At 60.7% G+C, this 24195-nt stretch carries 18 protein-coding genes; 15 read left to right on the plus strand and 3 right to left on the minus strand.

The window, feature by feature from the left end:
- The first annotated feature begins 4 nt into the window (after positions 1–4).
- From GT019_RS23840 to GT019_RS23860, 5 genes are all read left to right on the plus strand, one after another.
- Positions 5–1054, plus strand: a complete 1050-nt coding sequence (locus GT019_RS23840; RefSeq protein WP_161745931.1) for a Gfo/Idh/MocA family protein — start codon at positions 5–7, stop codon at positions 1052–1054.
- 15 nt (positions 1055–1069) lie between these two features.
- Positions 1070–1816 (plus strand): amidohydrolase family protein, encoded by a 747-nt coding sequence (locus tag GT019_RS23845; protein ID WP_201755558.1) that lies wholly within the window; start codon positions 1070–1072, stop codon positions 1814–1816.
- A gap of 61 nt (positions 1817–1877) precedes the next feature.
- On the plus strand, positions 1878–2108 hold the full coding sequence (locus GT019_RS23850) for a serpin family protein (RefSeq protein ID WP_161745932.1): 231 nt from the start codon (positions 1878–1880) through the stop codon (positions 2106–2108).
- Between the two features lie 171 nt (positions 2109–2279).
- A complete protein-coding gene (locus GT019_RS23855) occupies positions 2280–2729 on the plus strand; it encodes a hypothetical protein (RefSeq protein WP_161745933.1) in 450 nt (149 codons plus the stop codon).
- Positions 2730–2966: 237 nt separating this feature from the next.
- Entirely contained in the window at positions 2967–4277 is a 1311-nt protein-coding gene (locus GT019_RS23860; protein WP_161745934.1) for a glycoside hydrolase family 140 protein, read from the plus strand.
- Between the two features lie 252 nt (positions 4278–4529).
- Here the strand turns inward: GT019_RS23860 and GT019_RS23865 are convergent, their stop codons facing one another.
- Positions 4530–6296 (minus strand): cache domain-containing sensor histidine kinase, encoded by a 1767-nt coding sequence (locus tag GT019_RS23865; RefSeq protein WP_161745935.1) that lies wholly within the window; start codon positions 6294–6296, stop codon positions 4530–4532.
- On the minus strand, positions 6293–7894 hold the full coding sequence (locus GT019_RS23870; RefSeq protein WP_161745936.1) for a helix-turn-helix domain-containing protein: 1602 nt from the start codon (positions 7892–7894) through the stop codon (positions 6293–6295). The genes GT019_RS23865 and GT019_RS23870 overlap by 4 nt, the downstream gene beginning before the upstream one ends.
- A 195-nt stretch (positions 7895–8089) precedes the next feature.
- Here GT019_RS23870 and GT019_RS23875 point away from each other — a divergent pair, with 195 nt between their 5' ends.
- From GT019_RS23875 to GT019_RS23910, 8 genes are all read left to right on the plus strand, one after another.
- Positions 8090–9013 (plus strand): ABC transporter permease, encoded by a 924-nt coding sequence (locus GT019_RS23875; RefSeq protein ID WP_161745937.1) that lies wholly within the window; start codon positions 8090–8092, stop codon positions 9011–9013.
- 13 nt (positions 9014–9026) lie between these two features.
- The gene (locus GT019_RS23880) at positions 9027–9911 is read left to right on the plus strand and encodes a carbohydrate ABC transporter permease (protein WP_161745938.1); all 885 of its coding nucleotides are present in this window, start codon (positions 9027–9029) and stop codon (positions 9909–9911) included.
- 81 nt (positions 9912–9992) lie between these two features.
- Positions 9993–11624 (plus strand): extracellular solute-binding protein, encoded by a 1632-nt coding sequence (locus GT019_RS23885; RefSeq protein WP_161745939.1) that lies wholly within the window; start codon positions 9993–9995, stop codon positions 11622–11624.
- 140 nt (positions 11625–11764) lie between these two features.
- The gene (locus GT019_RS23890) at positions 11765–16354 is read left to right on the plus strand and encodes an S-layer homology domain-containing protein (protein ID WP_161745940.1); all 4590 of its coding nucleotides are present in this window, start codon (positions 11765–11767) and stop codon (positions 16352–16354) included.
- Positions 16355–16583: 229 nt separating this feature from the next.
- Positions 16584–18920 (plus strand): fibronectin type III domain-containing protein, encoded by a 2337-nt coding sequence (locus GT019_RS23895; protein WP_235949165.1) that lies wholly within the window; start codon positions 16584–16586, stop codon positions 18918–18920.
- 201 nt (positions 18921–19121) lie between these two features.
- Entirely contained in the window at positions 19122–20045 is a 924-nt protein-coding gene (locus GT019_RS23900) for a phosphatidylinositol-specific phospholipase C/glycerophosphodiester phosphodiesterase family protein (RefSeq protein WP_161745941.1), read from the plus strand.
- 61 nt (positions 20046–20106) lie between these two features.
- The gene (locus GT019_RS23905; protein WP_161745942.1) at positions 20107–20400 is read left to right on the plus strand and encodes a hypothetical protein; all 294 of its coding nucleotides are present in this window, start codon (positions 20107–20109) and stop codon (positions 20398–20400) included.
- A gap of 3 nt (positions 20401–20403) precedes the next feature.
- A complete protein-coding gene (locus tag GT019_RS23910) occupies positions 20404–21168 on the plus strand; it encodes an SDR family NAD(P)-dependent oxidoreductase (RefSeq protein ID WP_201755560.1) in 765 nt (254 codons plus the stop codon).
- 103 nt (positions 21169–21271) lie between these two features.
- On the opposite strand, the gene GT019_RS23915 is transcribed toward GT019_RS23910, so the two are convergent.
- Entirely contained in the window at positions 21272–21922 is a 651-nt protein-coding gene (locus GT019_RS23915; protein ID WP_161745943.1) for a phosphatase PAP2 family protein, read from the minus strand.
- Positions 21923–22054: 132 nt separating this feature from the next.
- Between GT019_RS23915 and GT019_RS23920 the strand changes: the two genes are divergently transcribed.
- The gene (locus GT019_RS23920) at positions 22055–22738 is read left to right on the plus strand and encodes a response regulator transcription factor (protein ID WP_161745944.1); all 684 of its coding nucleotides are present in this window, start codon (positions 22055–22057) and stop codon (positions 22736–22738) included.
- Positions 22731–24122 carry a sensor histidine kinase gene (locus GT019_RS23925; RefSeq protein WP_161745945.1) on the plus strand — a complete coding sequence of 464 codons (1392 nt, stop codon included), beginning with the start codon at positions 22731–22733 and terminating at the stop codon, positions 24120–24122. The genes GT019_RS23920 and GT019_RS23925 overlap by 8 nt, the downstream gene beginning before the upstream one ends.
- Positions 24123–24195: the final 73 nt, after the last annotated feature.

The following is a 24195-nucleotide window of genomic DNA, read 5'->3' on the forward strand; positions in this document are numbered from 1 at the left end:
GAACATGGAGAAATCATGGAAGGTCGGTCTGATCGGCACCGGCTTCTGGTCGGATAAGCATCTTCAGGCGTGGAGCCGCATTCCGGGCGTTCAGATCGAGGCGCTCTGCAACCGGTCGGAAGAAAAGCTTCGCCTTGCCGCGGCCAAATACGGCGTGCCGGAGGAGCGGCTCTTTACCGATATCGACGACATGCTGGCACGCACCGACATCGATATCGTGGATATCGTGACGGGAACGGAGACCCATCTGTCGTTCGTGACCAAGGCCGCCGACGCGGGCAAGCATATCATGTGCCAGAAGCCGTTCGCGGCATCGCTGGCCGAGGCGGAGGAGATGGTGGCGCATGCGAAGGAGCGGGGCGTGCGCCTCATGGTAACGGAGAATTGGCGCTGGCTGGAGCCGTTCCAGACGATCAAGGGCGTCTTGGACAGCGGCGAGCTCGGCAAGGTGCAGGTCGCGCGCTACATCCATACGGATTACTATACGCCGCGCATGGAGCCGGACGCGGAGCTGCCGCAGCCGTTCTTCCGGACGATGCCGAGGCTGCTGTTCTACGAAATGGGCGTCCACTGGTTCGATACGTGGCGGTTCCTGTTCGGCACGCCGAAACGGCTGACGGCGGAATTGGCCCGCGTAAGCGATTATATTATCGGCGAAGACAGCGGTATCGTCATCTTGGGTCATAACGATTTTTACGGCTTCATGGATATGAGCTGGGCGACCCGCCAGAAGCTGGATCAGCCGCTCGGAGAGCGCGTCGGTCCCGTTCATCTGGAGCAGTTCGTCATCGACGGCAGCGCCGGAACGCTCAAGATGTACACCGACGGCAAGATCTCCGTCGTCTCCAAGGACGGCGGCGAAGAACGAATCGTGAAGGCGAAGACGGGACTGGATCACGAGGAAAGCCATGTCCGGCTGCAAAGCCATTTTATCGCCTGCCTGAACGACGGGAACGCATTCCAGACGAGCGGCGAAGACAATATGGTCACGCTGCGAATGACCTTCGCGGTCTACGACAGCGCGGCCGGGCATAAGACGATTTCCCTTCAGTAGAGGAGATGGATTGGATTGACGATCATCGACGTTCATGCGCATTACGGCTGGGATTACGTGTTCGACGAGGATTTCACTTTGGAGGAGCAGTTGGCCAAGCATGCGGACTTCGGCGTGGGCGCCACGATCCTGCAGCCGGCTTCCTGCCACGACCTGGAGCGGGTGATCGCGCAGCATGACGCGATCGCGGAGGCGGCCCGATTATTTCCGGGGAAATTTTACGGCATGGCAAACCCCAATCCGCATCTGCGGGACGATATCTACGAGGCGGAGCTGCGCCGCTGCGTGGAGGAGCTGGGCTTTATCGGCGTGAAGCTGCATACGTTCGCCCACGCCGTCCATCCGGGCGGGCGCGACGGCACGAAGGTGTTCAAGCTTGCGCGCGAGCTGGGTATTCCCGTGATGGTGCATACGGGCGCAGGAATTCCGTTTGCCAATCCGTCCAATCTGATCGAGGTGGCGGACCGCTTCCCGGAGGTTCCGATCGTGATGGCCCACTGCGGGATGATGATCATGGCGGGAGAGACGATACTTGCCTTGCGAAGATGCGAAAATTTGCATGCGGATATTACATGGACGGCCGGCTTCCAAATCAAGCATTGGGCCGACGAGGTCGGGGCGGACCGGTTCATGTTCGGCACCGACCACGCGGACAATACGGGCACGGAGCTTGCCAAGATTCGTACCTGCGGCTTGAGCGCCGAGCAGCAGGAGCAGATATTGCACGGCACGGCGGAGCGGATTTACGGCATTAAGCTTTAGTCGCAAGGAAGGCGAGGTCGCGATTCGCGGCCTTGCCGCCTGCAGGTTGAGGTCAGCCCGGATGCACGGGCTGGCCTTATTCGCGTTGGCGTACATACGCTCGCGCCGGCTGCGGCCGAGGCTGGCAGGAGGACGAAGGCTTCGCCGGCATCAGGTCAAGATGACCGGGATCGCGCAGCCGTTCGCGTTCAAGGAGGACCGGCCGTTCCTGTTCACCGTCCGGAACGCGACGACGGGCGTCATCGCGTTCATGGGCAGCGTCGCGGATCCGTCGGCGACGGCGGCAGAGTAGACTGCGGCAAGTAGGCGAGTGCGGAGGATGCGTTTGGCGAACGGGCGTCGCGAAACCAAGCTTTATCTTGACGTACGACGGATTATTTCTTCAGCTATACGCTTATCCCTTTCTTCGGGACAACGATATGCATACGCTATCACTACTTCATGCAACGAAGGATGTGATAGAATGCCAGCGATACTCCTTGATTACAAGGTCAGTCAGCCGAGCAACGGAATGCCTGGCGGCGTGCTGCCCGGCGACATTCCGTTACCGGTTACCGTCGAGTCCCCGGATCAGATACTGCTAGCGGATATCGGATTATTTCTAAGCAGCGGTCCGCCGAATCGAGTGGAATTAAGCATCACCGTAGGCGTGGATCATCCTTCCAACGATCTGGAGACGATAGCGGTCGAGTTTTTGCGGGATGATGTCGTTATTTGGACGGGACTGCATGATTTGGAAGGCGTAGGCGATTTGGAAACGGAGAATTTTCAAATTATCACCGCCACGGGCGCCGATTTCGACGTACCCGAGGGGTTCCATGTCTACCAATGCCGGCTATCGTTTACCCTGCAGAGCATCGTTACGATCGATGGGCCGGTCACATTTAGCGGAACGGCTTATGCCATGACGTAAACCGAAAAAGCAGTTCATCCTTAACTGAGGGCGGGCTGCTGGCGGCGCGAACGGCCGGCCTGCGGGGGCCGGTTTTTTCTTGCGAAAAAAGCATGGCGAATCTCTCATATATTTATTGTATACATATTGTGTACGTGAATGGGATGTGATAGTCTGGGACTACGGCCGAGTCCGGCCGGCAGCATCGCAATCATGGGGATTCGATCATTCACACGAAACGGGAGCGTGAGCGGGAACATGACGACGAAGCGTTTGCAGCGTCTGAAGGTAAGCGATAACAAACGGTATTTGATTCAAGAGGACGGCACGCCGTTCTTCTGGCTGGGGGATACGGCATGGGAATTGTTCCATAAACTGAACCGCGAGGAAGCGGCCGAGTACCTGCGGAATCGGGCAGCGCTGAAATTCAACGTCGTTCAGGCGGTCGCGCTGGCGGAATTGGACGGCATCGGCGGGAACAACGCTTACGGACGACGTCCGCTGCGGCAGAACGCGGAAGGCCAATACGATCCGACGCTGCCCGATCTGGACGGCGACGACAATTACTGGACGCATGTCGATTATATCGTGGATCTCGCCGCGTCGCAGGGACTCTATATCGCGCTGCTGCCGACGTGGGGAGATAAGTATCACAGAGGGGGCTTCGGCAAGGGCCCGGAAATCTTCGACGGGGAGAATGCGAAAGCCTACGGCCGCTGGCTGGGAGAGCGCTACGGCGATCGGTCCAACATCGTCTGGGTGCTTGGCGGGGACCGCTCGCTGATCATCCGCAATCATTTCGAAGTGAACAACGGCTTGGCCGCCGGACTGCGGGAAGCCGTCAGGGACACGCAGCTGATCACGTTCCATCCTTGCGGCAACGCGTCTTCTTCCCATCACATGCATGACGAGCCGTGGCTCGATTTCAATATGATCCAATCCGGGCATCACGAGCAGGTGCGCGAGAATTACAAGCACGTGAAGGCCGATTACGATCGGCTGCCGGTCAAACCGACGGTCGACGCCGAGCCTGCATACGAGGACCATCCCGTTAATTTCAATCCCTCCAAAGGGTATTTCGACCAAGCGGACGTGCGCACCGGCGCCTACTACGGCGTGTTCGCGGGCGGATTCGGCACGACCTACGGGCATCACAGCATCTGGTCGATGACGACCGAGCCCAAGCCGTACTTCATCATGACCTGGCAGGATGCGCTTCATCGTCCGGGCGCGGCCCAGATGCGTCATCTGCGCGAGCTGATGGAAGCGCGTTCCTACCTGGATCGCGTGCCGGATCAAAGCCTGATCGCGGATAATCACGAAGGCGCGAACTATATGGTCGCCACCCGCGGCGAGCAGTATGGCCTGATCTACAGCCCCAACGGCATTCCGTTCCGGGCCTCGCTCGGCAAATGGAAAGGAAGCAGCGTGTCGGCATCCTGGTTCGATCCCCGCACCGGCGAATACAGCGCGATCGGCGATTACGCCAACCGCGGCGAAGTATCGTTCTCGCCGCCGTCGAGCGGCAGAGGCAACGACTGGGTGCTGGTGCTGACGGTGACGGGATAAAGTCGCCCCCCGCGGCAGAGCCAATAAGCGACGAACAATCGCCCGCCATTATGCGTACTCGCATGATGGCGGGCGATTTTTGCCCGCTCGGCCGTGATGCCCCGCCGAGGCTTGCGTTATGTCGCCCGCCTCGCGATCGCGGCGGTTTTGCCCGCTCGGCCGTGATGCCCGCCGAGGCTTGCGTTATGTCGCCCGCCTCGCGATCGCGGGCGGTTTTTGCATGATCGGCCGTGATGCCGGCCGAAGCTTGCGTTATGTCGCCCGCCTCGCGATCGCGGGCAGCGTGATGCTGACCGTCGTGCCGCGTCCGGGCGCGCTCTCGTACGAGAGCCCGTAGGCAGCGCCGTACTGCAGCTGGATGCGCTCGTGAATATTCTTGATGCCGTAGCCGTGAAATTCGTCGACCGTCTCCCGGTCCAGGATCTGTGCGACGATTTCGGCGGGCATGCCGTTGCCGTCGTCCGCGACGGTAAAGACGAAGACGTCCCCACGGCGCGCGCCGGCGATGCGGATCGTGCCGGACTTGGCCGGCGTCCGCAGGATGCCGTGCAGGATGGCGTTCTCGACGATGGGCTGCAGCGTGATTTTCAGCATTTCCAGCGTCAGGACCTCTTCGTCGACCGCGACCTCCAGGCGGATTTGGTCCTGGTACCGGAGATTTTGCAGGGTGACGTAGGCTTTGACATGCTCGATCTCGTTCTTGACCGGGATAATGTCGTCGCCCTTGCTCAGTCCGATCTTATAGAACGTCGACAGCGACTGGATCATCGTCTCGATCTCGGCATTGCCGCTCATGACGGCCGACCAATTGATCATGTCGAGCGAATTGTACAGGAAATGCGGGTTGATCTGGGATTGCAGCGACCGCAGCTCGAGCGACTTGATCTTCTTGCCCGTCTCGAACCGCTCCTCGATCATGGCCGCCATCTCGGTGACCATGTAGTTGAAATCCCGCGAGATTTGGCCGATCTCGTCCCGCGACGACACCCGGATGCGCGTCGTGAAGTCGCCGCCGGTCACCTTGCGGATGTTCTTGGCCAGATGCTTCAGCCGCAGCGCGCTGGAATTGAACCACAGATAAGCCAGGAAGAACGAGATAAGTCCGGTCGCGAGCAGCATGAGGATCATGTAGAACCGGATGTCTTTGCCGGTCGACTTGATCTCGCTGTACGGAATGACGGAGATGAACGTCCAGTCCGAATTGGCGACGGGCCGCGACAGCGTCAGGTAATCGTCCTTGCCCGCCCGGATATCGCTGCTTGTCCCGCTGCCGCGCGCCGCGTTCTCGGCAGCGGCGCGCAGCTCGCGGTCCGCCAGCAGCCTCGCGTTCCCGGAGGCGGAGATGAGGTCGCCGCCGCTGTTGACGATATAGGAAAGGCCCATGGACGTGACGTTCGCCTGCTTGACGATCGCGTTCACGACGGGCTCTCGCATGTCGATGCGGATGACGCCGTCGGTCACGTTGAAGGTCTTGATCGTGATCCGCCGCGCCAGCGAGATGATCGGCGTGCCGTTATTCGTCTCCGACGCGAACCGGTCCGGCGCGATCCAGGTCACGACCGACTTCGAGGCCTTCAGCACCTCGTACCACGGCAGGCCGTCCAGGTCCTTGAACACGAAGAAGCTCGCGTTGTCGTACGAGTAGCCGGGAATGTCCCGGATGTACAGCCGGATGCGCTGGACGTCGGCGTTGCGCTCGATTTGGTTAAAGAGCGTCGTCAGGTTGTTCTGGTCGATGTTCTGCTGGATGAAATCCTCGTCGTAGATGGCCGGATTCGTCGTATGCACGTCCTGCAGCGTCTTGTCGAAATAGATGATGTCGGTGGCGTTCAGCAGGTTGCTCAGCTTCGTCTCGAGGTAGGTCTCCGACTGGTCCAGGGCGTTCTGGGACGTGCGCAGCATATTGTCTTCCATCTGCGACGAGACGCGCCAATACGTCAGCGTCGTCAGGACGATCAGCGGCACGAAGATCAGCACCAGGTAGGAGAACAGCAGCTTCGTCTTGATGCTGACCGTCATTTGAGCGCGTTCTCCCGATAGTCCGAGGGCGTGATGCCGGTAATGCGCTTGAACGTCTTCGTAAAATACTTGACGTCGTTGTAGCCGGTCCGGGCGGCTACCTCGAGCAGCTTGACGCCGCGGTCGGCCAGCAGCTCCTTGGCGCGGTCGATCTTGTACGCGTTAAGATAATCGTTGATCGTTTGGCCGGTGTCCTTCTTGAAGAGCTGGCTGAGATAGGCGGGGGTCAGATGCAGATGGCCCGCGATATCGCTGATCGTGAACCCGCCGTTCCGGTAATTTCGCTGGATATAGCGGATCGTCTCGTGCACGACGCGGCTCTTGGCGCCGACCGACGCGACCGCGGCGAAATACTCGCGCACCTCCGATTCCAGGAACGCGAGCAGCTCGTTCAGGGTAACGGCGTCGCTCACCCGATGCCACAGGTATTCTTCTTTCCGCTCCTCCATGTACCGGCCGAGAAATTTGTTTTGCGCTTCCGCGTAGAGCTTGAGCAGCAATCGGTAGAACAGCATTTTCACGTCGTCGATCAAGCTCGCGTCATGCCGGCGAATCTCTTGGGCGATATGGGCGATGAACGGGAAGACGGCCTCGTCGCAGGCGAGCAGATAGCCGGCGAAGGGCTGATCGAAGCTGTCGTCGAGTCCCGCGTGCGCGGCGGGCCTTGCTTCGAACACGGCGACGCGGCCGTTGCCGAGGAAGAAAACCTGCTGCACGGCGGCAACGGCCGATTGGTACGAGAGGTGGATCTGTTCCATGCCCTTCGCCGTCCGGCCGATGCCCGCGAACAGCTTATGGGGCGATCCGGGCCCGCAGAGGCGCGCGAAGTCGGTGCCGATCCGCTCGGCGGCGGAACGAATATCGTCCTGGGTCAGCCCGTTCGCGACCAGCAGATGCGCGACGAGCCGCGTGCCGTCGACCGTGCCGGCCATGGCGGTAATCCGCAGGCTGCCGAGTACGCGCGTGATGGCCTCGTGGAGGAAACCGCGCAGCTCGGCCGTGCGTTGTATCGGGATGTCGGGCGCGAAATGGATGCGGAATAAAACGCTTACATAATGCCCCGCGAAAGGCAGCTCATAACCCGATGCGGCGAGCAGCCGGTTGAACTCCCCGGCATCCGGACCGCCCTGCGCCAGCTGGACCGCGAAGTCCCGCTGCAGCAGACCGATGCTCGTCTCCAGCTTGGCGGCCGTCTCGGCCAGCCGCTTGGACTGCTCCGCTTCCTGCCTGCAGGCTTCCGTCAACGAAGCGATGCATTCCTCCAGCTCCTTGACGCTGATCGGCTTCTCGATATAACGGATCGCTTTCAGCTGGATCGCGGCCTTCAAGTATTCTTTGTCCGAATACCCGCTGATGAAGACGAACTTGCAGTGCGGCAGCTCCGCCTGCGCCTTCCGGGCCAGGTCGATGCCCGTCACCGTCGGCATCCGGATGTCGGAGAGGATGATGTCCGGCTTGTACGCGAGCGCGAGCGCGAGCGCGGTATGGCCGTCGTCCGCCTCGCGGATCTCGCCGATGCCGTAGCTTTGCCAAGGCAGGCACATTTTAAGTCCATCGCGGGTTCTCTTCTCGTCGTCGACGATCAACAGCTTCAGCATGCTCGCATCTCCCCTTGGAACGATTTCCGTATCTTCAAAATAGCAGAGTAGGCCGAGGGTCTACAAGACGGCGCGCGAAATGTCTATCGAATAGTGCACCAAATCATACGATCGTATCCTGTTGAAAGTGCTTTCATCGCTCTATAATCAACTTAAGAAATCCCAGACGACGTAAAACGGAGAGAGCGATCGCACATGGTCCGAAAACGAAACTTCCTGTTCTACCTGGTTCAAAACCGCGCCTTCCTGCTGATGATCCTACCTGCCGTCCTGTTCTTCATCCTGTTCTCGTACCTGCCGATGGCGGGGATCATCGTCGCCTTCAAAAATTTCCGGTTCGACCAAGGCATCTTCGGCAGCGAATGGAACGGCATCAACAATTTCCGGTTCCTGTTCCTGTCCGGGCAGATCTGGAACATCTTCAAGAACACGTTCTTCTACAATACCGCGTTCATCGTGACGGCCACCGTATTTCAGATCGGCGTCGCGGTCCTGTTGTCCGAGATCACCTCGAAGTTCTACAGCCGGTTCTCGCAAAGCCTGATGTTCCTGCCGTATTTTATTTCCTGGGTTATCGTGGGCGCGTTCTTCTACAACATGTTCAACTACGATTACGGTTTGATGAACGCGGTGCTGAAGGCGTTCGGCGCCGACCCCGTCGACGTGTACAGCTCGCCCGGCATGTGGAAATACATTCTCGTCTTCTTCCACAACTGGAAGTGGATCGGCTACGGCTCGGTGCTGTATCTCGGCGCGATTCTCAGCATCGACGAGGAGATGTACGAGGCGGCGGATATCGACGGCGCGAACGTGTTCCAGAAGATCTTCCGCATCACGCTGCCGAACATCATGCCGACGATGATCGTCATGGTGCTGCTGCAGGTCGGCAATATTTTCAGAGGCGACTTCGGGATGTTCTACCAGCTGGTCGGGAACAACGGCAACCTCTACGACGCGACCGACATCATCGATACGTACGTCTTCCGTTCGCTGTCCCAGATGGGCGATATCCCGATGTCCTCGGCCGCGGCATGCGTGCAGTCCGTCATGTGCTTCGCGACGATCAGCGTCGTGAACGGCCTCGTCCGCAAGTTCAGCAAAGACAACGCCCTCTACTAAAGGAGAACGGAACATGAAACCGATCCGCATCGACAAAGTGGTCTTCAACCTCATCGCGTACGCCGTCATCGCCGTCGTCGCCCTGCTTTGCGTCATTCCGTTCATCATGGTCGTATCGGGCTCGTTCTCCACCGAGGCGTCCGTGACGGCGAACGGCTACGGCCTGTGGCCGTCGTCCTTCTCGGTCGAATCGTACCGGGCGATCCTGACGGACCCGACCTCGCTGCTGAAAGCTTACGGCGTCACGCTGTTCATTACGATTACCGGCACGCTCGTCGGGCTGTTCCTCACCGCGATGACGGCCTACGTGCTCTATCGCAAGGAGTTCCGGTACCGGAACTCGTTCGCGTTCTTCTTCTACTTCACGACGCTGTTCAGCGGCGGTCTGGTCGCGTACTATCTCATCATGCTGAAGTACTATCACATGAAGGACAATTTGCTGGCCCTGATCGTGCCCTTGCTGCTTTCCCCGTATTACATTCTCATCATGCGCAACTTCCTGAAGTCGGTGCCGGACGCGATTCCGGAATCCGCCAAGGTCGACGGGGCGGGAGAGTTCACGATATTCACGCGGCTCTGCCTGCCGCTCATGAAGCCGGCGTTGGCGTCCATCGGCATGTTCATCGCGCTCGGCTATTGGAACGATTGGTACCAAGCGGCGCTGTTCATCGACGATCAGAGCAAGTTCCCGCTGCAATACATGCTGTACAAGATGATCACCAACATCGAATTTCTCTCCTACGCGGCGGGCAACAACGGCATTCCGACCGTGGAGCTGCCCCATGAGACCGTCAAGCTCGCCATGACCGTCGTCTCGATCGGGCCGATCGTGCTCATCTATCCGTTCGTGCAGAAGTATTTCGTCAAGGGGCTGACGGTCGGCGCGGTGAAAGGATAAACGCAAGGCGCGGCAACGGTTAATGCCGGGATACGGATTAACATAGATGGCGTATGCAAAAACACGAGGAGGTCATCCAGTTTGAAAACGCACTCAAAAAAAGCATTCATGATCGGAGCGCTCGCCCTGTTCCTCAGCACGTCGCTGGCGGCATGCGGTTCGAACGACAACGGCGGCAGCGACGGCACGTCGAACGGCAACAGCTCGAATACGGGCACGAAAGCGACGAACGACGCGCCGGCGGCAGCCGATGCCGCCACGTCGGGCACCGACGCCGCGGCGGCGGGTCCGGATACTTCCAAGCACGTGAATCTGACCTGGGCCGCGCTCGGCGATCCGCCGAAAGACTTCGACGCGGTGAAGGCGGAGCTGAACAAGAAGACGAACAAGGATCTGAACGCGGACGTCGACTTCGTCTGGATCGGCTGGGGCGACCTGAACAGCAAGTATCCGCTGATGCTGATGTCGGGCCAGAACGTCGACATGATCTATACGGCCGGCTGGCTGGATTACAACGGCAACGCGAAGAAAGGCGCCTTCACCGAGCTGACCAAAGACATGCTGGACCAATACGCGCCGAACGCCGTGCAGAAGCTGCCGCCCGAAGCCTGGTCCAATGCGACCGTCGACGGCAAAATCATCGCCGTGCCGCGGAACTTCCTGGAGTATCAGGATGCGGGGCTTGCCGTCCGGGGCGATTACATGAGCAAGGCCGGACTTACGGCGATCACCGGGCTCGACGACGTGGCGAAATACCTCGAGGTCGCGAAGGAAGCCGATCCGAAGGTCACGCCGTACAACACGGGCGCGGACGTAGGCGATTTCCCGCTGACCTCTTACGTGACGCGGAAGGATTCGCTGATCTCCGTGCCGGGTCTCCCTGCGAACATGCTGCTGTTCAATCCGCTGGAAACCAAGCCGCAGGTCTCGTCCGCGTTCGACAATGCCGATCTGCTGGCCGCGTATCCGAAGATCCGCGACATGTTCCTGAAAGGCTATATCAACAAGAGCGTCCTGAACAACAAGACGCCTTCGCGCGACGCGTTCAAGGCCGGCCAATCCGCGCTTGCGGCCTACGGCGACAATCAATTCCGCGACGCGTACAACGATATCAACACGGCGCATCCCGACTGGAACATCTCCTTCCAATCCTTCGCGCCGGAAGGTCCCTTCATCAAGCTGGCCTACGATTCCGGCATGATGGCGATTCCGTCTTCCTCGAACAACAAAGAGCGGGCGCTGATGTTCATGGATAAGTTCTTCAGCGATCCGAGCTATTACATGCTCATGATGAACGGCATCGAAGGCAAGCACTGGGCCTACACGGCCGACCAGGCGAAGATCGAGGTGCCGGCCGGGACGGATCCGACCTTGTATCCGAAATGGCAATATCCGTGGGGCTTCGGCGACTGGGTCGGCTTCAACAAGCCGTCCACGACGGACTATCCGGACTATGCGAAGCACGTCGAATACATGGCGGGCGTGGCGAAGCCGAACCCGTACGCGAACTTCAAGCCGGACATCGATTCGATCAAGAACGAGATCGCGGCGCTGAACAACGTGTTTACCAAATACGCCGGCGCGCTGTCTTACGGCGCCGTGGACCCGGACGACGCGCTGAAGAAAGCCGCCTCCGAGCTCAAGGCAGCCGGTTACGACAAAGTGAAGGCCGAAATCCAGAAACAGCTCGACGCTTTTACGCCCGGCTCGTAAGCAAGCCTGGCGGGCCGTAAGACCGGCCGCGTACGACGCGACATGCACGGGGGACTGCTGACGACGAATCATCAGTCCCTTCTCGCATGCCTGCATTGGAAGCGCATTCACTAAATTCGAACAAGGAGGATCATGCACACATGATCAGAAAAGCAATCGGCTTGGCCGTCATTTTCGCGATGCTGCTCGGCTTGTTCTCGCCAGGCGCCCGTTCCGCCGCGTACGCGGCGGAGGGAAGCGCGGCGCATTCCCTCAAGGTCAGCATGAACGGCACGTGGGCGAATTTCTCCCAGGATGCCGCCGTGTCGACGAACAGCAGCTATCAAGCTTCCTTCTGGATGAAAGGGAGCGGCACCGTCACGTTCCGGATGATGAGGAGCGACTGGAACGCGACGATCGCCTCTCAAACGTTCGCGGCGACGGGCGAATGGAAGAAATACACCATTCCGGCCCTGAACACGGACAGCAACGAAACCCTGCTCTTCTCGATTACGGACGGTTCCGCGGGAGGCACGGTGTATATCGACGATTGCTTCCTGGGCCAGGCCGGCGGCGCGAACGCGCTGTCGAATCCGGAGTTCGCGGACGGCATGAACGGCTGGACCAACGACGAGTCGCAAGGGCCCGTGTTCAGCCTGGACGACGTCGAGGATCATCCGGGCGCGTCCGGACCGGCGGAGAATCCGCTGGATGCGAACGGGCTGGTCGACGAATTGAACGACGCCGGGCAGCTGTTCGCCCACAGCGACAAGTATGGCATCGACACCTCCAACCCGAACGTATTCGGCGGCGATGCGAGCCGGTTGAGCCGCGGAGCCGCAGGCGTGGGCGAAGAGGTCTATGCCGTGTACAAGACGGACTACGACGTGCGGTCGTTCTCCGCGGACGCGTTCTATTGGGACAGCCAGCCGGTGCGGGACATCGCGGTGTCCGTGTCGACGGACGGCACGAGCTACGAGCCCGTCGGCCTGAATAAGACGGATTTCGGCGGCAGCTGGCGGAAAGTGAACTTCAGCTCGTACGCGCTGCCGGACGGCGTGCGGTACGTGCGGGTCGCGCTGCCCGATCTGCAGGACGGCGAGAACGGCTGGGCCGTGCAGCTCTCGAGGGTCGTGCTCAATAACAGCACCGCGGCGGTGACCGCCGATCCGCCGTCCGGCAAGCTCGCGGGACCGTCGGATGTCGCGTTGTCCTCGGAGACGCCGGATGCCGAGATCTACTATTTCACGGATGCCGATCCGACGGAGAAGCGTTACGACGCGCCCGTCCATATCGACGGCTACACGAAGCTGTACGCCTACGCCACGAAGGCCGGCAAGGAAAACAGCTTTACCGACGTCTTCACGTACTTCACCGCGAATCAGGAGAAGGTGGATACGTACGGGCAGCTGAAAAGCGCGAATTTCCCGACGAAAGTGACGAGCGATCAGCAGCTGCTGGACGACGTTGCCGCGGACCAAGCCTATTATGACAGCCTCCAGGCGCCGGAACGGGACAGCTACGGCGGTCTTCCAGGCAGCAAGGAGCAGTACGGGCTCGAGGAGAAAGGCTACTTCAACATCCAGAAGCTGGACGGCAAGTTCGTCATGGTCGATCCGATCGGCAACCTGTACTTCAGCGTCGGGGTCGACGGCACGGGCTACGTCGGGGATACGTTCACGCAGGTGAAGGGACGGGAATACCAGTACCAATGGCTGCCCGACAAGAACGATCCAACGTATGCGAGTGCGTTCCTGAACGGCAATCCGGACAATTTCTCCTTCTACGTCGCCAACAAAATCAAGAAAGCCGGCGGCAACCCGTTCAATGACGCGGATTATTACAACGAGAGCGTGGAACGGCTGAAGAAATGGGGCTTCACGAGCGAAGGCGGCTTCTCCAATCCGCCGTCCGCCGACAAGCTGGCCGATCCGTTCCCGCAGGTGAAATTCGCGGATCTGCCGACGCAGGACATGATCGGCAGCACGGGACTGTTCGACATCTACAAGCCGACGGCCGCCGCCGATATCGCGCAAGCCCTCGCGGACGAAGGCATCGCCGCCCGCAAGGACGATCCGCTCATCATCGGCTACTTCTTCGGCAACGAGCTGCCGTACCAGAATTTCAGAAGCGTCTTCGCCGCCGCGGATCCCGACGCGAAGAACGCGACCAAGGGCGCGCTCATCGACGAGCTGATCGCGAAATACGGCGATATCGCCACGTTCAATGCGGCTTGGGAAACGACGTTCGGGAGCTTCGACGAGCTGCGCGCGGCTTCGCTGCCAGTCACGTCGGAAGCGGCTTCGGCCGACATGGACACGTTCCTGGAGCATTACCTGGACACGTTCTATTCCACGATCACGAGCGAGTTCCGCAAGGTCGATCCGAACCACATGATGCTCGGCGACCGCTACCTCGTGAACACGATGAACAATACCGACATCCGCGAGATGATCAGCCGGGTCGCGGGCAAGTACCTGGACGTCATCTCGTACAACTACTATACGTACGACCTTGACCTGAACCGGATCAAGAAGATGTCGGAGCTGGCGAACAAGCCGCTCATCTTCACGGAATTCCATTACGGCGAACCGACGCAGGGCTTGACCGGCGGCGTGCGCGTGCTGGACAACGAGCAGGAGAAGGGCGAGGCGTACCGCAATTACGTGGAGAAGGCCGCCGCTTCCGGCGTCGTCGTCGGCGCGCACTGGTTCGAGTACCTGGATCAGGCCGCGACCGGCCGCTGGTTCCAAGGCTATAACGGCGAGAGCTACGGCATCGGGCTGCTGAACGTGGCCGACCGTCCGTACAAGACGATGCTGGAATCCGTCAAGGCGACCAACGACGGCATCTACGACGTCGTGCTCGGCAACAAGCAGCCGTACTCCTTCGACTTCGGTCCGGGACGTTCGGAGCGCAATTCGGACAACAAGACCGACATCAAGAAGACGGCCGCGCCGATGGCAATCGACGGGGAGAAGGACGCTTCCTGGCCGACCGGCGCGACGTTGTCGCTGGACGACAAGGACCGCATCTTGGGTGCCCAGAAGCCGGATGTTTCGGCCGCGTTCGATCTGGCCTGGGACGCCGACAATCTCTACGTCTACGCGCATGTATCGGATCCGACGCCGATGCAGAACGCCTACGAGGGCTTCGATATCTGGAACGGCGACGCGCTCGAGCTGTTCGTCGGCCCCGAGTTCCTGGATAAGCCGGGCGCGCTCCGCGTCTCGGATTCGCAGATCATCCTGAGCGGCGCCGGCGGCTTCTACTGTTACAACAACAAGGATCCGCAGCCGCCGATCGACACGGTCGTCAAGCCGGACGCGGACGGCAAGGGCTATTCGGTCGAAGCCGCCATCCCGCTCGCCGGCCTCAACGTCGCCGACGCGGCCGACGGCCGCCAGCTGCGCTTCGATATCGGCTTCGACAACGGGGAAGGCAACAACCGCGTCGGCCAATATTTGTGGAACGGCGTCGACGGCAACTCCTCGAGCCGCGACAAGTGGGGCATGGCGACGCTCGTCGACCGTCCGGATCCGGTCGCGGGCGGAGGAGGCGGCATCTTCATTCCGGCGGACGGCTTGACCGTCGACGCGGAGAAAGGCGTCATCCAGACCGCGACGCCGGACTTGAACGCCGCGACGGGAGAAGCGGAAGCGACCGTCCCGGCATCGGCATTCGGGCAACTGCCGGCTTCGGCGCCGACGATCACGGTGAACGTGCCGAAGAAGGTAGGCGCGACGGGCTATGCGGTGAACGTGCCGACGGCAGTGCTGGCGCATGCCGCAAACGATCAATCGGTCGTCATCCACACCGCGGCCGGTACGCTGACTTTGCCTTCGAACATGCTCGGCGGGATTGACGTTCAGCAGGCGGAGACGGTGACGCTGGTCATCGGCGCTGCCGACGCAACCAAGCTGGGAGACGATCTGAAGCGCAGCATCGGCGCGCATCCGGTCGTGTACGTCGCGCTGAGGGCGAACGGCAAGGACATTCCTTGGCGCAATCCGCTGGCTCCGGCGTCCGTATCGCTTCCGTATACGCCGACGGCAGCCGAGGCGGCGAATCCGGAGCATATGACGATCTGGTATATCGGCGCAGACGGCCGGCCCGATCCGGTTGCGAACGCGCGGTACGATGCCCAATCGGGCAGCGTCACCTTCCGAACGACGCATTTCAGCATGTATGCGATCGTATACGTCGAGAAGCATTTCGCTGATTTGGATCGCTACGCGTGGGCGAAGAAGCAAGCGGAGGAGCTCGCATCCAAAGGCATCATTACCGGCACGACGGATCAAGCCTTCTCGCCGGCGGCCGACATCACCCGGGCGGACTATCTGACGCTGCTCGTGAAGACGCTGGGCTTGACGGCCGACTTCGACGGAAACTTCGACGACGTGCAGCCGGGCAGCCATTACTACGAAGCCGTCGGCATCGCCAAAGCGCTCGGCATCGCGGCAGGCAGCGGCGGCAGCTTGTTCGAGCCGAAGGCGGCCGTCTCCAGACAGGAAATGATGACCCTTGCGGCGCGCGCGTTGACGAAGCTCGGCAAGCTGCACGCCTCCGGCGGCACGGCGGTTCTCGAACGGTTCAAGGATCGCGGCGACATCGCTTCATATGCGGCGGACGGCGCGGCGGCGCTCGCGGCGGCCGATCTGATCCAAGGAGCGGGCGGAATGCTCAATCCGCGCGGCGCGGCGACGCGCGCCGAAGCAGCCGTATTCCTGTATAACGTCTACCATCTATAATTCTCGCGTTCATCAGTACGCATAGGAAACGCAAACAGCCGGGCGAGTCATCCAGACGCAGCGCCCGGCTTTGTTTGTTTCCATATATCGATCACGGCAGCGGAAAGGGGGGAACGAACGAAGGGGTTCAAGGCAGTTCCAGGATGCAAGGAAAGCGCTAGATGCAAGCCCGAGATGCAAGGAAAGCGCAAAACGAATGCAATCGGGAAAAAACGTTGGAGGTGTTCGTTTGAAGTTCAAAAAAGGCATGATGGCCTGTTTGGCCGCCGCGCTCGTCCTGAGCTTGCTTGCTTTCGCGCCGCGGGCGTCGGCGGCCGTGCCGAGCCCGTGGCAGCAGCAGGATATCGGCTCCGTCGGCATCGCCGGCTCGGCCGATTACGCGTCGGGAACGTTCACGATCCAGGCGTCCGGCACGGATATCGCCGGAACGTCGGATCAATTTCGCTACGTCTACCAGCCCTTGAGCGGCGACGGCACGATCGTGGCGCGCGTCGCGTCGATCTCGAACACGGGCGCTTGGGCCAAGGGCGGCGTCATGATCCGCGAATCTCTGACGGCCGGCGCGAAGCATGCGTCGACGGTCATGGAATACGCGTCGACCTCGGGCGCGCAGCTTATCAGCCGCAGCGCGGCTTCGGGCAGCACCGCGACGGTGACGCAGACGGGCGTCGCGGCGCCGTATTGGGTCAAGCTGCAGCGCGCGGGCAACGTGTTCACGAGCTCGATTTCCGGTAACGGCTCATCCTGGACGACGGTCGGTTCCGTGTCGGTCACGATGAACTCCGGCGTGTACGTCGGACTGGTCGTCAGCGCGCAGAACAACGCGGCGCTGAACACGACGACAATCGACAACGTCAGCGTGACCGGCTCCGGTTCCGGCGGCGGACCGGTGTTCGTGAAGGGCATTAACCTGAACGGCGCGGCGACGACGATCGAAGGCAACGGCTGGATCTCGTACGCCTCCGCGCTTAGCAGCGGACTGTCGGTCACGAACGCTTCGGCCTGGAGCGGGACGTATGGCTTCTCGCTAAACCCGACGCCGGACGCCAACACGCTGTCCATGCTGCAATCCGCCTTGTACCGCTCCGCTCCTCCGAACGGGCAGGGCTTCGGCTTGAACCAGACGATCGCGAACGGCAGCTATCAGGTCTACCTCTGGACGATCGAGAATTACCAGAGCAATTTCCGCAACGAGGACGTGAAGCTGGAAGGGGCGACGGCGGCGACGGGCATCGGCGATCTGGAGCTCGGCAGCTGGGCGAAGTACGGCCCGTACGGCGTCACCGTCAGCGACGGCGTGCTCAACATCGACATCCTGCGCTCCACCAAGGGCGATCCGCAGCTTACCGGCTTGGCGATTTACGCCGCCGGCAGCGGCACGCCCGATACGCAGGCGCCGACGGCGCCGGGCAGCCTGGCGTCGCCGTCCAAGACGGACACGACCGTCAACCTGACCTGGTCGGCTTCGACGGACAACGTCGGCGTGACCGGCTACGACATTTACCGGGGCGGCACGACGCTGGCCGGGACGACGACCGGCGCCACGAGCGCGACGATCACGGGCTTGACGGCGAACACGGCGTATACGTTCACGGTCAAAGCGAAGGATGCGGCGGGCAATTTGTCAGCCGCCAGCAATTCGCTCGGCGTGACGACGAACGCCGGCACGGGCAACCGCAGCGGCCTGCCGTGGAAATCCGGCGTCTACCGGACGACCAACGATCAAGCGAACTGGACCGCCATCCAAAATTTCGAAACGTGGCGGGGACGCCTGGCGGACGTGACGACGAACTTCCCATATCGCTATTCTTGGGATATCATGACGGAGAGCGGCGCGTTCTTCGCCGGCTGGCAGAATGCCCCGTGGACGCCGACCTACGCGGTGCCGATGTTCCCCGAGAATATCGGGGCTACGTTCTCGGGCTGCGCGGCCGGCAGCTACAACAGCCGCTGGACGACGTTCGCGCAAAATCTCGTCAGCCATGGCCAAGGCGGCGCGATCATCCGGCTCGGGTGGGAATTCAACGGCAACTGGTTCGCGCATTCCGTCACGACCGCCAACATGACGGATTGGAAAGCGTGCTTCCGGCAGGTAGCCGCGACCATCAAGGCAACCGCGCCGAACGTGAAGATCGATTGGAACGTCACGCGCGGCGACGGGCTGAAGGCCGCCGGCAACGCGGATCCGGCGCTCGTCTATCCGGGCGACGACGTCGTCGATTACATCGGCGTGGACAGCTACGACCAATGGCCGCCGGCTTTCAGCGACGCGACCTGGACCAGCAGCCATATGGGCGGCTCGTACGGCCTGCAGCACTGGATCGACTTCGCGGTTGCCCACGGCAAGAAGTTCAGCGTTCCGGAATGGGGACTCTATCACGGCGCGGCGCCCAACTTCGGGAACGACAATCCGTTCTACATCGAGAAAATGTGGTCGTTCTTCAACAGTCTCGGCTCCACGCTCGCTTATGAGGCTTACTATGACGAGGACGTGCTGACGCTCGGCAATCTCTCTTACGGCAGCAACAATCCGAACAGCGCGCCGGTGTATAACTCGCACTGGTAGCCGGCCTCAAGCAGCCGCCGCCCGAACGTTTCGGGCGGCGGCTTTCTGGCGCGGGCGAATCTAGCGGCGAACGCCGGAGCAGCGGAAGAGAACAGCCGCAACGAGACTTGGAAATGTCCGCCTATCGGACCGGCGCCTGTTTCTGTTTCCCTGGCGGCCGTCTAAGAGGTAAGAAAGACAGACGCCAAGGAGGGAGCAATCATGCTTCCATTCATCCACGCCAAACTGACGCAACTATCGCTCGCGCTCCTGATCCTGTTCGCCGCGCCGATGCTGCTGTCGCCCGCAACCGAAACGCGATCGCAAGAGCCGCCGGCATGCAGCGCCCCGCTGGTTCAGCCGCCGGCCAAGCTTCAGACGCTCCGGCCGTACGAGTGGGTCCGGCAGACGCCTTTGATCTCGCATGCCCTCGGCGGCATCGACGGTCACGCGGGAACCAACAGCCGGGAAGGGCTTATCCATGCCTACAATTGCGGGCACCGGGTATTCGAGACGGATATCAGCGTCACCGCCGACGGGGAACTCGTGCTGCGGCATGATTGGGAAGCCGGAACGTACCCCGTCCTCGGCCAGCCCGTCCCGTCTAACGCCGGGCCGATGCCGCTTGCGACATTCCGGGCGTTTCCGATTCAGGGGCATTACTCGCCCATGACGTTCAAGGAACTGCTGGCCTTCATGTCCGATCACCCGGACATGCTGCTCGTCACGGATACGAAAGAGCCGGACGACGCCAAAGCGGCGGCGATATTCAAGCGGCTCGTGGCGGAGACCGAGGCCGTCGATCCGAGCCTGCTGAACCGGTTGATTCCGCAGCTCTACCAAGCGGGGAATTACGAAGCCGTGACATCCGTCTATCCGTTCGATCAATTCATCTACACGCTGTATATGAACGAGGACTCGGACGAGCAAGTGATTCGCGACGTCTCCAGGCGCGGCATTCGGATCGTCGTCATGAACGAGAAACGCTATTCGCCCGAATTCGTCCATGCCTTGAAGGAAAAGGGCGTCTATGCCTACGTCCATACGATTAACGACGTCTCGCGGATCCGCAAGCTGAGGGAGCAAGGCGCGCAGGGCGTGATGACGGATTTCGCGGTGCCCGAGGAACTTGATGAAGCGCTTTGACCTGCGGCGATGTATGGTATAATTCCCCTATGCAACTTGTCCCAGTGGAGGTAAAATGACGATGAACGTAACGATTATCCATGCCGCAATGACGCATGACCGAGAGAACGGCTACCGGGGTACCGTGCAATTCGAGGCGGAAGGCCACAAGCATCCGTACGAAATCACGCTGCAGCTGAACAGCCTGCGCGGCACGACGTGGGATTACAGCCTTCGCTTCGCGAAGGATCCGGGCTCGGAGGAAGAGATCGGCGCGATCGAAGCCGCGATCGAGGCGGATGACGATTTGTTCGATAGACTGATCGACGCCGCGGCGGATACGCTGCCCGACGATCACAACGAAGAGGAGGCTTAACGCATGATCGGAATCGATTTGAATGGCCGTACCGCGCTCGTGACGGGCGCGACGGGAGAATTGGGGCGCGTCATGGCGCGTACCCTGGCTGCGGCCGGAGCGGACGTGGCGGTTCACTACAACACCAACGGGGCCAAGGCGCAGGAGCTGGTCGCGGAGATCGAAGGGATGGGCAGAAGAGCCGTAGCGGTTCAAGCCGACATCACGAAATTGGATTCCATCCTGGCGATGCGCGACGCCGTGACGGCAGAGCTCGGCCATGTGCACATCGTCGTGGCGAATGCCGTCATCCAATACCAATGGACGTCCGTGCTGGAGCAGTCCGAGGACGATTACCGCAGCCAATTCGAATCCTGCGTCCTGCAGAGCGTCCACTTGGCCAAGGCGTTCGTGCCGGCCATGATCGAGCAAGGCGGCGGCCGGATGATCGGCATCAACACGGAGTGCGCGATGCAGAATTTCGAGACCCAATCCGCGTACGTCGCGGGCAAGCGGGGCATGGACGGCGTATACCGCATCCTGGCCAAGGAAGTCGGGCCGCATCAAATCACGGTCAACCAGATCGCGCCGGGATGGACCATCTCGGAGCGCGACCGGACGAACGGCACGGAGCGCAGCGAAGGGTACGACAGCCGCGTGCCGCTGAAGCGCAGAGGCACGGACCAGGACATTGCCAACGCGGTCGCGTTCATCGCGTCGGACTTGGCCGGATTCATAACGGGCACGTACATACCGGTTTGCGGCGGCAACGTCATGCCGGCGATTTAGCTCTCATTCTTTCTTCGTTTCGAATCATCTATTCCATAGGAAGGGCGAACCCGCTCGTCGACCGACGACTCCGGGACCGCCCTTCTTTTTTGTCTTGCCGGCGTTACGTGTCCGCCCGGTCCGCCGACGCTTGCGGCTTGCGGCGTCCGGCGGCGCGTCCGAAGCGAAGCAGCGCGCGGTAAGCGATATCCGCGAGCAGGATCCCGCATGCGGCGTCGAGGACCGTATGCTGCTTGATAAACAACGTCGAGACGATAATAAGCGTGGACATGCCGTAGATCAGGGTTTGATTGATGCGGTTGCGGAAGCCGCTTCGGAACAAGGCTTTCATCACGAGATAGCTGGAGAAGCAGTGAATGCTCGGGAAGCAATTGAACGGCCGGTCGCGATGATAGATGAATAAGAGCAGCCGGCTCGCGGGATCGTCGCCGCTGACGACCGGGCGCGGCACCGTCGTCTGGAAGAAGACATAAATGCCGCAGCAGATCAGCGCGCACGCCACGTACGCGACGAGCGTGTCGCGATAAACGGCGGGATCCTTGACGAAGAAATAGACCAGGCAGGCATACAGGTAAAAAATCCAAACGGCATACGGCAGCGCGAACAGCTTCACGAACGGAATCGCCCTGTCCAGGTCCGTCATCAGGCTGTAGATCCGATGATGGGGACGATGATCCGGGTTGTCCGTGAGCGCGTACAGCCATCCCAAGACGGGGAACGCAAGCATGCCGGCGAGCGGCAAATAACGTTTCACGCGGCTCTCTCCTTCCGACGCGGCTCCTTCTCCCAGACTAGCATCTCTTCTTGCAATTCGGTAACATAATAAGATGATCTCCGGGTGCGCGCGAGCACCGAAGTCCCACAGGAACGAGAGGCGATAACAGGAATGGCGAAAATTGCAGTCGTGGACGACGATCCGCATATCCGCGAGCTGGTCCAGCTGTATCTGCGCGACGAAGGCTTCGAGATCGTCGAATTCGCGAACGGCGAAGCCGCGTGGCGATTCATCACCGAGCATACGGTCGACATGGTCATCATGGACATCATGATGCCGCGCATGGACGGCTGGGAGCTGTGCCGCAGGATTCGGGCTTCCGGCGACATGCCGATCCTGATGATCACGGCGAAAGGCGAGTCGGAAGAGAAAATCAAAGGGTTCCAGCTCGGAACGGACGATTACATGACGAAGCCGTTCGATCCCATGGAGCTGGTCGTGCGCGTGAAGGCGCTGCTGAAGCGGTACCGGATCTCGGCCTCGCAGATGATCTCGGTCGGCGGCATCGTGCTGGACAGGCTCGGGTACCAGGTGATCTACAAGGATACCGAGGAAGCGGCGACGATCCCGTTGAAGGAGTTCGAGCTGATGTACAAGCTGGCGAGCCATCCCGGCCAGCTGTTCACGCGGGCGACGCTTATCGAGCAGATCTGGGGGTTCGAGTACGAGGGCGACGAGCGGACGGTCGACGTGCACATCAAAAGATTACGCGAGCGCTTCGCGGCGTATGAGGAAAAGTTCAAAATCGTAACGCTGCGCGGTCTCGGCTACCGTTTGGAGGTCGTCCATGACTAGGTCGCTGTATGTCCGGACGGTGCTGATCTTCATCGCCGCCGTCATCATCAGCCTCGTCTTCTCGTTCGTGCTGGCGATCCATATGTACAGCAGCAACGTGACAACGCTCGCGGAGGAGCAAATGATAGCCCAAGGCAAGAAGATCATCTCGGAACTGACCGAGGCGTCGCCGGAAGAATTGGCGACCGTGGTCGGCAACGCGGTCGAGGTCCCCGGTCTCCGGGTCAAGATCATGGACGCGGAAGGACGCACCGTCGGGTATGGCGACGGAGGCAGCAAGCAGAGGACGCCGATCTCGAAGGCCCAATTGGACCTTGTGCTGCAGGGCGGCATCTACCGTGGGACGGTCGCGTACACCAAGGAGCATCCGGGTCCGGCCGCGCTCCTGATCGGCCTTCCGTTTCAATTGTCGGATAAGCCCTACGCGCTCTACATCACGCCTGAGCTTTACCGTATCTTGGACATGTTCCGCAAATTCACGCTGACCGTGCTCGGCTACGTGCTGGTCGCCGGCAGCCTGTTGATCCTGCTCGCCGCACGGTACATCGTCAAGCCCGTGCAGCGGTTGACCGACGCGACTAAACGAATGGCGAAGGGGGATTTCGGCATCGTGCTGGAGTCCCGCCGCAAGGACGAGATCGGCGACCTGACGGAAAGCTTCAACGAGATGGCGGGCTCGCTGCGCATGCTCGATAAACTGCGGTCGGACTTCGTCAACAATGTGGCGCACGAGATCCAATCGCCGCTGACGTCGATCGCGGGCTTCTCCAAGGCGCTGCGCACGAAGACGATGACGGAGGAAGGGCGCAAGCATTACTTGACGATCATCGAGGAAGAAAGCCAGCGCTTGTCGCGGCTCAGCGCCAATCTGCTCCGCCTGTCGGTGCTGCAGCAGGATCACGAGCTTCATAATCCCGGCTTCTTTCGCCTGGACGAGCAGATCCGCCGCAGCGTTATCGCGAGCGAACCGCAGTGGCGGGCGAAGGACATCGAGCCGGAACTCGAATTGGCGGACGTGACGGTCTACGGCGACCCGGATAGTCTCGAACAGGTGTGGCATAATTTGATTAGCAACGGCATCAAGTTCGCGGAACGGCAAGGGGAAATCGCGATCACGCTCCGGCAGGAAGAGGACGAGGCGGTCGTGGAGATCCGCGACAACGGACGGGGCATCGGGGAGGACGAGCTCCAGCATATATTCACGCCGTTCTACAAAGCGGACCAAGCGAGGGACTACGCCGTGAAGGGCAACGGCCTCGGCTTGTCGATCGCGAAGGAAATCATCGACATGCACCATGGAAGCATCGAAGCGGCAAGCGAGCCCGGCGTTCAAACTTCGTTCACAGTTCGGCTGCCGATCGGGCGAAATTCGGGCCCTGTCTGATTTTGTAACGCCCAGTTCATGATGAGTTCAAAAAACTCCGGTATGATTCGCACTAGATATAGAGAAGAGGAGA

This window comes from Paenibacillus glycinis, from assembly GCF_009909185.1.
GTDB classification, from domain to species: Bacteria; Bacillota; Bacilli; order Paenibacillales; family Paenibacillaceae; genus Paenibacillus_Z; species Paenibacillus_Z glycinis.